Below are 12,242 nucleotides of genomic sequence, written 5' to 3'. Positions count from 1 at the left end.
ACTAATTTTGGTTAAGTTATTTTCAAAGGCGTTATTATTAATTCAATAAGTATATTTACATATCACCATCCCTAATTTTAAAAATAGCAATTTCCTGAAAACTATATATAGTTTCTTTCTGAAAGGAAGGGTATTATCAATTGAAACCACATGAAAGAATATCTGTTTACTCTATAGAATCTTTGCAGGATTTAATGAAATTACTAAAAAAATCTAAAGATTTTATAACGTTGGAAATTGCTTCTAATAATTCCTCTATAGTCATTTCATATTTTAGAACATTAATCGATGTAAATATATTTCATGAAGAGGTTTTGACTTATATAAAAGAGAAGAGCTTCGATTCGTTACAAGATATTCACTCTGTCTTACCTTTTGAGAATTCAAAAATAACAAATCAAATGGAAGATATTCAGGATAGTATTTTAAATGGCTATATACTGATTCAGTTCGATACAGATAAATTAAATTGTTTGTTAGTAAATGTGTCAAAGAAAGAAAAAAGGGATATTACAAAAGCCGAAATTGAATACAATATTGTGGGTCCGCAAATCGCATTTGTCGAAGATTTAGATGTAAATTTAAATTTAGTACGTAGAAAGCTTCCAACACCTTATTTACAAATGAAAGAATTGAAAGTAGGATCTCTCTCTAACACAACTGTTGCGATTGTATTTATTGAGGGAATTGTAAATGATCAAAATCTACAAGAAATTATAAAAAGGGTAAGTCAAATAAAAACAGACCATGTTTTGGATAGTACTTATTTGATGCAGTTAATTGCAGACAACCCGAATTCTATATTCCCTCAATTTTTGAATACAGAACGTCCGGACCGTGTGGCAGCTGTATTAGCAGAAGGGAAAATTGCACTTTTTGTAGATGGCTCGCCTTATGCTATCACTCTTCCAACAACATTAATTGACTTTTTTTCTACGACAGAAGATTACACCATGCCTTGGATTATTTCCTCCTTTTTTCGACTGCTAAGGCTTTTTGCTTTTATTTTTTCTGTCTTAACAACTCCATTATATGTTGCAATTTTAACATATCATTACGAGCTAATTCCGAGAGAACTTCTTGAAACGTTAATCATATCGAGAAGTAAAGTACCTTTTCCTCCAGTTATTGAAGCACTTTTTTTAGAAATAACGATTGAATTACTGAGAGAAGCGGGGGCACGTTTACCAACTAAAGTGGGTCTAACTGTCGGTATAGTAGGTGGTATTGTAATTGGACAGGCATCGGTAGAGGCAAGTCTTACAAGTAATGTACTTATTATCATTGTTGCACTTTCAGCCCTTAGCTCATTTACAGCACCAATATATCGAATTGGTAATACAATTCGAGTAATTCGTTTTCCTTTTATAATCGCCGCACACCTGTTGGGTTTATTAGGAATTGTTTTAACAAGCTCTTTGCTTTTAGCACGTTTATTACGTACAGAATCATTAAGACGTCCTTATTTGTTTCCTTTTTATCCTACACGCCTTACAGATTGGAAAGACAGTATTGTACGTATGCCGATTTCAGCGATGTTTCGACGTCCTATTTTTTCAAGGTCTAAACAGCGTTTTCGCTTTAATCCAGAAGAGGTAGAGAAAAATAAAATACTATCAAGAAATGATTTTGATGATTGAATTTAACAGGGAGGAGCATTATGAAACAGATCCCAATTGAGTATCAAGTCTCTCCATATATGGTATTTTTTTTAATTATTACTATACAGATGGGGGTTGGTATGCTTGGTTTTGAAAGGATTAGTGCAAAATTAGTTGGAAATGATGCGTGGATTAGCACGCTACTTTTTGGAATATCTGTTAATCTTATGATTTGGATCATATATCAGATTTTAAATCAGGGTAATGGAGACATCATTGCAATCAATCAAAACGTACTTGGAAAATGGATTGGTGGAATATTCAACTTCATTTTTTTATCCTATATTGTATTGTTAGGTGCAACAACACTACATACTTATATCGAAGTAGTACATGTTTGGATGTTTCCTTCTATTTCATCTTGGGTTATAGCTGGGGCTTTTTTGGGTTTATGCTATTACATTGTTACTGGAGGATTTCGTGTAGTTGCCGGAATCGGTTTCTTTGGAATCGTTATCCCAAGCATTCTAATCTTCACATTTTTTTATCCTTTGCAGTATGCAGATTTCCGAAATTTATTTCCAATTGCACAGCATTCATTCCTAGAAATTATGAAAGGAATGAAAGGAAATATGTTTAGTTTTTTTGGATTTGAAATGTTATTGCTGTACTACCCATTTATTAAAAAGGCAAAAACGTCTCAAAAATATGCGCACTATGCAAATTTAGTAACGACTATTGTCTACACATACCTTATGATTTTAACTCTTGCGTTTTTTAGTGAAAAACAACTAGCGAGTGCGATATGGGCATATTTAAGCATGATTAAAATTATACAATTTCCCTTTATAGAGCGGTTTGAATACATTATTGTTTCTGTTTGGGCTTTTTTTATATTACCCAATGTTTCCTTTACATTATGGGGAGTAAGTCGTGGTATAAAAGAGGCACTGGGAATAAAGCAAAAATATGTTTTGCCAGTTATCATCCTATTCATCTTTGTTTTATCATTTTTCTTGAATAACCGTAATAAAATTAACTTATTAAATACTTGGACAGGTCAAATGGGCTTTATATATATATATGTATACCTACCTGTACTATGGCTAATTCAAACCGCCAAAATAAAGTTAAGGAGATAAACATGAAGCGATGGATACTTTTCCTTATAGTAAGTGTCTTCTTAATAGGTTGTGCTAAAACGAAAATTGTGGATGACATTGACTTAGTTCAAGTTGCGGCATATGATACCGAAGCAAAAGGTAAGCTAAAAGGAACCTTTGCGATTTCAGCTTATAAAGGAGGCGGGGAAGGTGAAACGAAAATCTATTCAGCATCAGGCCAGACTGGTAGAGAAGTTCTTGCAAGAGCATCCGAAAAATCTTCTGGACCTCTAGAGTTGGGGCAATTGCGTGTTATTATATTTAATGAAAAAATAATTGAAAAGGGAATGCAGGAAATTTTAGAGACTTTGAATCGAAATCCTAGTGTAGGAAATGCAATTTATTTAGCAATTACAAATGTAAAAGGGGAATCACTATTAAAGGGGAACTATTCTGAAGAAAAAGAAATTGCTTCCTATCTATCCTCTTTACTGGAGCAAAATATGGATAATGGAACGCAGCCAAAAACAAATTTTTTTATGTTTTTAAACCAACTTAATGATGATGCGAGAGATTCATATTTACCGATAATATCTAAAAAAGGTAATGTGTTGGAGTTAGATGGAATAGCACTTTTTAAAAGATGTAAAATGGTTGATAAAGTAAACCCTAAAGATTTATTTGTATTTAAATTGTTGACAGATAATTTTAAACAAGGTACATACCAATTCAAACTACCTGGTTCCCCAAATACTTACGCCACGATAGAGAATATAAAAGCTAGAACAAAATATAAGATGGAGGGGAATAGTAAGCATCCATTCGTAAATGCTCATATTCAAGTTAAAGCTGAAATTCAAGAATTTACAAAAACAAAAAATCTAGATAATCCTAAAGAAATAAAAAAATTAGAAAAAATTATGGAAAAAGAAATAGAGAAAAAAGCAACTACATTGATAAAGAGATTTATTAAAAAAGACACAGATCCTATAGGACTTAGAAAGCTTGGTAGAACTCACGTAAGAAAATGGAACAGTCAAGAATGGGAAGAATCCTATAAACATTTACGTTTTCGTGTAACAGCTGATGTAAAAGTAACCCAATCTGGTGTTACAGAATAAATCAAATAAGATATGGGGAATTTTAATGAAAAAATATAGTCTCGCAGGAGATTAGGGAGAAGAGAAACGATTAACAAAGAATTTCATAAACATTAAGATGCTTTGTTAATCGTTTTTATACCTGTAGCTTTATCACTTATAGTAATCATAATTATAATAAAAGAACACCGAAACAAATTCCCGATACCACATAATTATAAGAGGAAAATAAAGCATCAAGATATAATGTATGCTTTGTCTGGAAAAAAGAATTAAGTACTTCAAGGTTAAACACTTAACTTTAAAGTAGTTGTAGCACTTCAACTAGACTGTGCCCCCGAAAGTTAGAAAGGTCGGTTTATTAAGTAGTCTCTAGGGAATGAGCCTAGTACAATACTGGATTCATTTCCTTTTATTTTTCCTTGATTCTTTCATGATTATAGTACTTTATCTACTTTATCTACTTTGCTAATTCTTGTTAATTCTGTTATACTTTCAAATTCTTTCGATACAGAAATAGACATACAAAAACGCCATTCTTTCTTATAAATCTACAGAAAGAATGGCGTATTCTTCAAAAGTGAGTTCCTTTATTGAAAAGCTTTAGTTCTATATGACAGATAAAAGGGCAAGCAACGCTAAAATAGCGAGAAATCCTTGTTTCATGATAATTGATTTATTGGATGTGAAACCTCCGAAAATAGCTGCTACCACTACACAAATGATGAAAAATAATTGAATCATATAACCAATGGGATTATTTCCAAGTATAAGTCCCCGAATGAGGCCAGCTGCTAAGAATTCATTATATAAACCGTTTGCAAATTAATTGTCTAAGTATTTCTAAGTTTAAAGAGTACAGTGTCTTCGTTTTTTATTGAATCAACTTTTACATGTTGGTTCAATATTTTCTATTCTCTTGGAACTTAGTTCTCGTTTACTTCTCACAAAAGCAATAAAATCTATTATCTCTTCTGTTGACAGTGCTTCTCCATCTATTAAAAGTGTTGGATCTGGATCGTTTAGGAGTCTTGTAATATCAATTACATCTTTGTTTTGATGTGAATGTTCAATTCGACCTAATATATAATCTACAGATGTATCAAATAAATCGGCTATTTTTGATAAAGATTGTAATGAAGGTAATCTATAACCATTTTCATACCCGGCATAGGTGCTTTTCGCAATCCCAAGTCGATCTGCTGTCTCTTGTAAGGACCATTTTTGATTTTTTCTTAATTTAGATAAACGTTCCAGCATTCGTCTCATACCCCATCTAATTTTATTAAATTAATTATAACATAGAAAAAGAATCAAGAATAGAAAAAAGTACGCGTATTGAATACAAAATCTTGATTAATTCAAATTAAGTTCTATAATGATAAATATAAATACGCATTACGCGAACGATATATCGTTGTTTATTTTATGGAGGGGTTGTGTATGAAGAAAATTTTATTACTTGCAACTGGTGGGACAATTGCATCTGTGGAGGGGAATGAGGGGCTTGTTCCAGGATTGTCCGCTGAGGAATTATTGAATTATTTTTCGAAGTCTTCTCGAAACTTAGAAATAGATTGCAAAATCTTAATGAATATTGATAGTACCAATATGCAACCTGAGCACTGGAAAGAAATAGCTAATGCTGTTTTTAATCACTATGATGACTATGACGGGTTTGTGATTACACATGGAACGGATACGTTAGCTTATACATCTTCCGCGTTATCTTATATGCTTCAAGGTTTAAGAAAACCAGTTGTTTTAACAGGTTCACAAGTACCTATTAGTTTTAAAAAGACAGACGCAAAGAAAAATGTAGCTGATGCTCTTAGATTTGCCTGTGAGGATGTTGGGGGTGTGTTTATTGTTTTTGATAGTAGGGTGATTATTGGGACGAGAGCAGTTAAAATGCGAACAAAAAGTTATGATGCATTTGAAAGTGTGAATTATCCATATGTTGCTGAGGTAAATGAAGATGAACTGAAATATCATTGGAAGCCAAAGTCCTCCCATAATGAACTTTCAATAAATACTAATTTATGTACGGATGTTTTTCTTATGAAATTGTATCCAGGTACAAAACCAGAGATATTTGATTGTTTAAAAGATTTGTATAAAGGGGTTATTATTGAAAGTTTTGGTAACGGTGGATTACCTTTTGAAGGAAGGAACTTGCTTTCGAAAATTCAAGAGTTGACTGAAATGGGGATTGCTGTAGTGATTACTACTCAATGCCTGGAAGAAGGAGAAGACATACTTCTCTATGAAGTAGGACGGAAAGTGGCACAACATCAAGTAATATTATCTGGAGATATGAATACGGAAGCCATCATAGCAAAATTGATGTGGGCGCTTGGGAAAACTAATAAATTAGAAGAGATTAAAAAAATTATTGAAGAGCCTTTAGCCTACGATTTAACAATAAAATCTGATAAGGATTGGTAATGACTTCATATGATTTATTTAGGTTTTACATTTAATATGGGGGAGAAATTAAAATGGCAATGACAAACAAGAACGTGCGAGTGGAGAATGATTTTTTGGGAGGAAAGGAATTACCTATTGAGGCATATTACGGAATTCAAACTTTACGCGCTGTTGAAAATTTCCCGATTACAGGGTATAAAATTCATGAAAGTTTAATTAAAGCGTTCGCAGTTGTAAAAAAAGCTGCAGCGCTTGCCAATACAGATGTAGGAAGATTGGAATTAAACAAGGGCGGTGCCATCGCAGAAGCTGCTCAAGAAATTCTTGATGGAAAATGGCATGATCATTTCATCGTAGATCCAATCCAAGGCGGAGCGGGTACTTCAATGAACATGAATGCAAATGAAGTCATGGCCAATCGTGCTCTTGAATTATTAGGGATGGAAAAGGGAGACTATCATTATATTAGTCCAAATAGTCATGTAAACATGGCGCAATCAACAAATGATGCATTCCCAACGGCGATTCATATTGCAACATTAAACGCATTAGAAGGCTTATTACAAACGATGGGTTATATGCACGATATATTTGAATTAAAAGCAGAACAGTTCGACCATGTGATTAAAATGGGTCGTACACATTTACAAGACGCTGTGCCAATTCGTCTTGGACAAGAATTTAAAGCATATTCTCGCGTACTTGAACGTGATATGAAACGTATTCAACAATCGCGTCAACACTTATATGAAGTAAATATGGGGGCAACTGCAGTTGGTACAGGCTTAAATGCAGATCCAGAATATATTGAAGCAGTTGTAAAACATTTAGCTGCAATTAGTGAACTCCCGCTTGTCGGTGCAGAAGATTTAGTAGATGCGACGCAAAATACGGATGCGTATACTGAAGTATCTGCAGCACTGAAAGTATGTATGATGAATATGTCTAAAATTGCGAATGACCTTCGCTTAATGGCATCAGGTCCTCGTGTTGGTTTAGCTGAAATTATGTTACCAGCTCGCCAACCAGGTTCTTCTATTATGCCAGGGAAAGTAAACCCTGTTATGCCAGAAGTAATTAATCAAATTGCGTTCCAAGTAATTGGTAATGACCATACAATTTGCCTTGCTTCAGAAGCAGGACAATTAGAATTAAACGTTATGGAACCAGTACTTGTTTTCAACTTACTGCAATCGATTAGCATTATGAATAACGGTTTCCGTGCCTTTACAGATAATTGCTTAAAAGGAATTGAAGCGAATGAAGATCGCTTAAAAGAGTATGTTGAGAAAAGTGTAGGAATTATTACAGCCGTGAACCCTCATATCGGTTATGAAGCAGCAGCTCGCGTTGCGAAAGAAGCAATCGCGACAGGGCAATCCGTTCGAGAACTTTGTGTGAAAAATGGTGTACTGTCACAAGAAGACTTAGAATTAATTCTAGATCCATTCGAAATGACACACCCAGGGATTGCAGGAGCAACTCTTTTAAAGAAAAATTAAAAGAAGAGGGGGGAGAAGTCCCTCCTCTTTGTTTACAATATAAGGATGTTATACGTGAATAGAGGTAGAGAGATTATAAGTAAGTATACAGTGGCGTTTAATGGTTCATAGAAACAAAATTAAGAGGAGCAGCAATATAATCAACATCACTTTTAAATAAAGAGGATTTATTAAAACATCCTATCATGTTAACAACAAGTTTACATGAATCTTTATAAATAACTATGACCAACCATGAATCAATAGTTGGCCATAATGATCTTAAAGACCCATATCTTTTAATCCAGGACTATGCTCATTTGGCATTTCAGGAAGTTCTGGTACAGGAAAACCTTTTGGCGGGTCAGTTACTGCTAATGTTCCTTTGTTTCTACTTGGTGATTCACCTTGGAATATTTCTCCCATTCTTGTTGGATCTAAGCTAAAATTAAATTGTGCGTTATGGAATCCCATGTCTACATACTTTCTGCACTCTGGGTATTTATTAATATCATAGTTCGGCACAGGGAAGAGTTTTCCCCATTCAACACCCAATGTCTCTAAAGCTTTTGCGAAAGCATTTTGATGTGCATTATCACGTACAATTAAAAATGCAAGAGTTTCTCTAAATGTTTGATTAGAACTCATTTCATAAATTCTAGTCTTTTGAAGTACGCCTGTAGATTCAAGTACGACATTATCTAGTAAATCGCTAATTAAGTTTCCATGACTATATACCCAAGATCCATTCCACGGATTTCCAGCTGCATCAACAGGCAATGAACTTTGAGCACCTACAATAAAGTGGTGAGGGTTTGCATGTTTAACCGCTTCATCAAGCGGTGCTTTGTCAATACCAGCATTTCCTGGCGTAGGTTCACCAGATCCAGTTAGTAGCTGATTAATTGTATGTTGTACAAGTTCTACATGGCTTATTTCCTCTAAAAAAACACCTCGAAGTAAATCGCGATATTGCTTCTCTTTACCTCTAAAATTTGAGCTTTGGAAGAAATATTGCATCATTGTACGCATTTCCCCATAATGCCCGCCTAATATTTCTTGTAAAACTTTTGCAGCAGCTGGGTCTGGTTTATCCGGCTTAATCATATTAATTATTTCCTCTTTATAATAAAACATGAAGTACACCTCTTTTAAGTTAGTTAACATTGTTATCGTGTCCGCTATTTGGTTGCTTAATACTTTAATTCATGTTTTTACCAATTATTTATTAACTCAAAATGCAAAGTTTTTGAAAATAACTATTTTAGATGTGAGATGAAAATAGGGGATAGATACTTATCTTTTCATTAAGAATAATGAATTGTAGCTTCAAGGCTTCAGAATGACTTTTATACAATCATCTTCACGATTATTAAAAATTTGATAACCGTAGCTCGCTTCTTCAAGGGGGATTTTGTGTGTAATAATCTCTTTTGGATCAAATTCTTTATTTGTTATTTTTTTAAATAGTTCCGGCATAAAATGAATGACAGGTGCTTGTCCCATTTTAAGATTAATATTTCTAACCCAAAATGCCCCGAGTGGAAATGCATTATAATTGCCACCATAAACGCCAGTCATTTGAACCGTTCCATATTTCCTTACGGCTTTCGTAGCGATTTGAATAGGGCCGAGAGTTCCGCCTTGTAGTTTCAATTTTTGTTCCAGAAATTCTAGAGGCGATTTTTTTCCATCCATTCCCACGCAATCAATGACTACATCGGCACCGCCATGTGTAATTTCCTTTAAATGTTCTCCCATATCTGGAAATTTTGTAAACTCAAATACCTCAACATTGTTAATCTTTTTTGCGTAATTCATTCGATAATCTAAGTAATCCACTGCTATTACGCGCTTAGCACCTTGCATCCAGGCAAATTTTTGTGTCATTAATCCAACAGGTCCACAACCAAGGACGATAACGGTATCACCTGGTTTAACGCCTGCGTTTATTACACTCCAATAGGCTGTTGGTAAAACATCTGATAAAAATAGTAGGGATTCATCTTCAAGATCGCATGATTCCGGTATAACAAATGGAGTGAAATTTCCAAAAGGAACTTTTAAATATTCTGCTTGTCCGCCTGGATGATTACCAAATTTCTCCGTATAACCAAAGTATCCACCAGAATCGTAATGAGGGTTTGAGTTATCACATTGACTTTCCATTTCATGTTGGCAATAGAAACAATGTCCACAAGAAACGTTGAAGGGGATGACAACACGATCGCCTTTTTTCACTTTAGTGACATCTGGCCCGACTTCTTCAACGATTCCCATTGGTTCATGGCCGATAATGTATCCTTGAGGTAAGGGCATGTTACCTTGATATAAATGTAAATCAGAACCGCAAATAGCGGTTGAAGTAATTCTTACAATAATATCATCTTTTTTCTCTAACTTTGCATCATCAACTTGTTTAACTTGTACTTGATTTGGTCCTTGATAGGTTACAGCTTTCATCTCATATCTCCTTTTGGATTATGTCTCAAAACATAATTTTATTTAATCTCTTGGTGAAATAGAAATCTTTCTTTTATATACTGAAGGGAATTAGGAAGTATACATAGTGTTGTTATGAAAGTATGTTATATCAGTTATTCTTTCTTATATGTTTTGCCCTACTTTAAGAAAAAAATCAATTTTTATTCATAATCTAATTCCCACAAAAAGGATAATTATTATTTCATAATTTGTAGCATATTAAAAACATCGGAGGTGAAACAATATGGCAAACAATAATAGTGGAAGTCGTAATGAATTGTTAGTTGGAGGTGCTGAACAGGCCCTTGATCAAATGAAATATGAAATTGCACAAGAGTTTGGTGTACAACTTGGTGCAGATACAACAGCTCGTTCAAACGGATCTGTTGGTGGTGAAATTACAAAACGTTTAGTAGCAATGGCTGAACAACAACTTGGTGGTAGAGCTAACCGCTAAGTAAATTGGCATACAATATAGCAGATATGTAAATCAATTTCTTTTGTATATGTATAAAAATAAAAACCCTTATAGTAAATGGATTCTCACTCAAAGATTATTGATAATCTTCTTTCATAATCTTTGAGTATTTAATTTGTAAACTACTTTCCTAAACAATAAACACGCAGTGTTGGAAAGGTGTTTTCCATGCATAGTAGAAAATCTTTTGCAGGAAAAAGCATACTTAAAAATTTGATTTCAATATTGAAATCAATATTGATTATGATATTTTCGAAAGGGAGGAATTTAAAAATGGGTATTTTAAGTGGAAATCCTCAAAATGAACCGTTACATTACGGAGAAGTATTTGATATTTGGAGTTATCTTCTAGCTGCACAAGGTGGAATCGCAAGCCATCAAGTGTTTATGAATCACACAGGTGACGAAGATTTGAAGAAGTTTTTAGAAAGCTTAATTGAAAATGATATGAACTCGGAAATAGAAGAGTTAAAAACTCTTTTAAAGGTTAATGGCGTAGCTTTACCGCCTGCTCCTCCAGAACGACCAGTTGCATCTATCGAAGACATTCCCCCAGGGGCACGTATTAATGATGCTGAAATAGCAGCAGCTGTTTCTACAGGATTAGCAGCTGGACTTGTGACATGTAGTCAAGTGATGGGAAAATGTCTTCGAGAAGATGTAGGGATGTTATTCGGACAATTTCATATGAAAAAAGCGCAAGCAGGTGTAACTTTGCTGCGTTTAAGTAAGAAAAAAGGGTGGGTAGTTCCACCACCGTTACATGTAAGAAACTCTGATCAAGCTTAATAACCAAAAATAAAAAAGTGGCATTGGCCACTTTTTTATTTTTTAGATGTATCCCCAATTTTGGATTTATTTATTGTAGAAGAATCCATATATTCATCTGACATTTCCATAGCATATTTATCATGATGAATATGCTTGTGATTTCTTAATTCATCGTCGTTACGCAGCACTAGTCTCTTCATATAAATGTGGAAGAAAATTTCTGTTCCACCAATAATTAAAGCGGCTATAAATGAAGAAAGTCCAATATTACGAGTAGTGTCTAAATTAGTGAATAAGTATGTTAGTAACCAAATTCCGAAAAAAGTTAAGCCGAAATCTGCCATTGTAGCAATCATATTTCCGTATTTAGGTAAAATGAAGAGATCGCCGATTAAATAGGCAGCCCCTGTTAAGAAAAGAGAAATGAGTAATACTCTAGGAATTGAAATGCCTTGAAAGATACTGAGTACGATAAGTAATACTGCAGTTATCGCTGTGTATTTAATTAATAAAGCAACAATATGTTTCATCATTTTCCTCCATTATTTAAACGTATATGGAATAAAAGATTTCATTAAAAACGGGTTATGCTATATAGCGTAACCCATTTTAATCAACCTTTAATGGTAAGAAGTACAACCTGGGTAAGAAGCGGGCTTATACTACAGATAGTATTTGAGGAATATCGAGTTTTATTCACAAGGCGTAGTTCTATTCTAATAATAGAGATGTTGCCTAAGTACAGTGTTTTTTATTAAACTTAATAATTTTTTCCGTTTTGATTTTGTTTCTTA

Annotated in this window: 11 protein-coding genes and 1 pseudogene; 7 read left to right on the top strand and 5 right to left on the bottom strand. The window is 33.8% G+C overall.

Annotation, left to right across the window (positions count from 1 at the left end; translation table 11 throughout):
- Nucleotides 1–140: 140 nt before the first annotated feature.
- From CN409_RS01030 to CN409_RS01020, 3 genes are read left to right on the top strand one after another with little or no spacing between them, the layout of a single operon-like run.
- Nucleotides 141–1,640 (top strand): spore germination protein, encoded by a 1,500-nt coding sequence (locus CN409_RS01030; RefSeq protein ID WP_000802307.1) that lies wholly within the window; start codon nucleotides 141–143, stop codon nucleotides 1,638–1,640.
- Nucleotides 1,641–1,660: 20 nt separating this feature from the next.
- Nucleotides 1,661–2,743, top strand: coding sequence for a GerAB/ArcD/ProY family transporter (locus tag CN409_RS01025; RefSeq protein ID WP_000809703.1), 1,083 nt, complete (start codon nucleotides 1,661–1,663; stop codon nucleotides 2,741–2,743).
- Nucleotides 2,744–2,745: 2 nt separating this feature from the next.
- Entirely contained in the window at nucleotides 2,746–3,825 is a 1,080-nt protein-coding gene (locus CN409_RS01020; RefSeq protein ID WP_000832876.1) for a Ger(x)C family spore germination protein, read from the top strand.
- A 588-nt stretch (nucleotides 3,826–4,413) separates the two neighbouring features.
- Here the strand turns inward: CN409_RS01020 and CN409_RS01010 are convergent.
- Both CN409_RS01010 and ansR read right to left on the bottom strand, forming a co-directional pair.
- A pseudogene (locus CN409_RS01010) lies at nucleotides 4,414–4,629 on the bottom strand (DUF1304 domain-containing protein); the annotation flags it as partial.
- Nucleotides 4,630–4,686: 57 nt separating this feature from the next.
- Nucleotides 4,687–5,064, bottom strand: a complete 378-nt coding sequence (gene ansR, locus CN409_RS01005) for an HTH-type transcriptional regulator AnsR (RefSeq protein ID WP_000893569.1) — start codon at nucleotides 5,062–5,064, stop codon at nucleotides 4,687–4,689.
- 183 nt (nucleotides 5,065–5,247) lie between these two features.
- Between ansR and ansA the strand changes: the two genes are divergently transcribed.
- Together ansA and aspA are read left to right on the top strand one after the other, a co-directional pair.
- Nucleotides 5,248–6,252: an asparaginase gene (ansA, locus tag CN409_RS01000; protein ID WP_000722294.1), complete on the top strand. Its 1,005-nt coding sequence runs from the start codon at nucleotides 5,248–5,250 to the stop codon at nucleotides 6,250–6,252.
- A gap of 53 nt (nucleotides 6,253–6,305) precedes the next feature.
- On the top strand, nucleotides 6,306–7,736 hold the full coding sequence (aspA, locus tag CN409_RS00995; protein ID WP_001251916.1) for an aspartate ammonia-lyase: 1,431 nt from the start codon (nucleotides 6,306–6,308) through the stop codon (nucleotides 7,734–7,736).
- Between the two features lie 261 nt (nucleotides 7,737–7,997).
- Here aspA and CN409_RS00990 read toward each other — a convergent pair whose 3' ends face one another.
- Nucleotides 7,998–8,852: a manganese catalase family protein gene (locus CN409_RS00990; protein ID WP_000500336.1), complete on the bottom strand. Its 855-nt coding sequence runs from the start codon at nucleotides 8,850–8,852 to the stop codon at nucleotides 7,998–8,000.
- Between the two features lie 192 nt (nucleotides 8,853–9,044).
- Complete coding sequence (locus CN409_RS00985; protein ID WP_000649089.1) at nucleotides 9,045–10,178, bottom strand: zinc-dependent alcohol dehydrogenase; 1,134 nt, start codon at nucleotides 10,176–10,178, stop codon at nucleotides 9,045–9,047.
- A gap of 265 nt (nucleotides 10,179–10,443) precedes the next feature.
- On the opposite strand from CN409_RS00985, the gene sasP reads away from it, so the two are divergent.
- Nucleotides 10,444–10,656 (top strand): small acid-soluble spore protein, SasP family, encoded by a 213-nt coding sequence (gene sasP / locus CN409_RS00980; protein WP_000002835.1) that lies wholly within the window; start codon nucleotides 10,444–10,446, stop codon nucleotides 10,654–10,656.
- A 294-nt stretch (nucleotides 10,657–10,950) separates the two neighbouring features.
- The gene (locus CN409_RS00975) at nucleotides 10,951–11,466 is read left to right on the top strand and encodes a DUF3231 family protein (protein ID WP_000512140.1); all 516 of its coding nucleotides are present in this window, start codon (nucleotides 10,951–10,953) and stop codon (nucleotides 11,464–11,466) included.
- Nucleotides 11,467–11,501: 35 nt separating this feature from the next.
- On the opposite strand, the gene CN409_RS00970 is transcribed toward CN409_RS00975, so the two are convergent.
- Complete coding sequence (locus CN409_RS00970) at nucleotides 11,502–11,978, bottom strand: YndM family protein (protein WP_000680681.1); 477 nt, start codon at nucleotides 11,976–11,978, stop codon at nucleotides 11,502–11,504.
- Nucleotides 11,979–12,242: the final 264 nt, after the last annotated feature.

This window comes from Bacillus sp. AFS012607 (genome assembly GCF_002558005.1).
Classification (GTDB): domain Bacteria; phylum Bacillota; class Bacilli; order Bacillales; family Bacillaceae_G; genus Bacillus_A; species Bacillus_A thuringiensis_S.
Note: the sequence above shows the minus strand (reverse complement) of the source record. Positions and strands in the feature narration are given on the sequence as shown.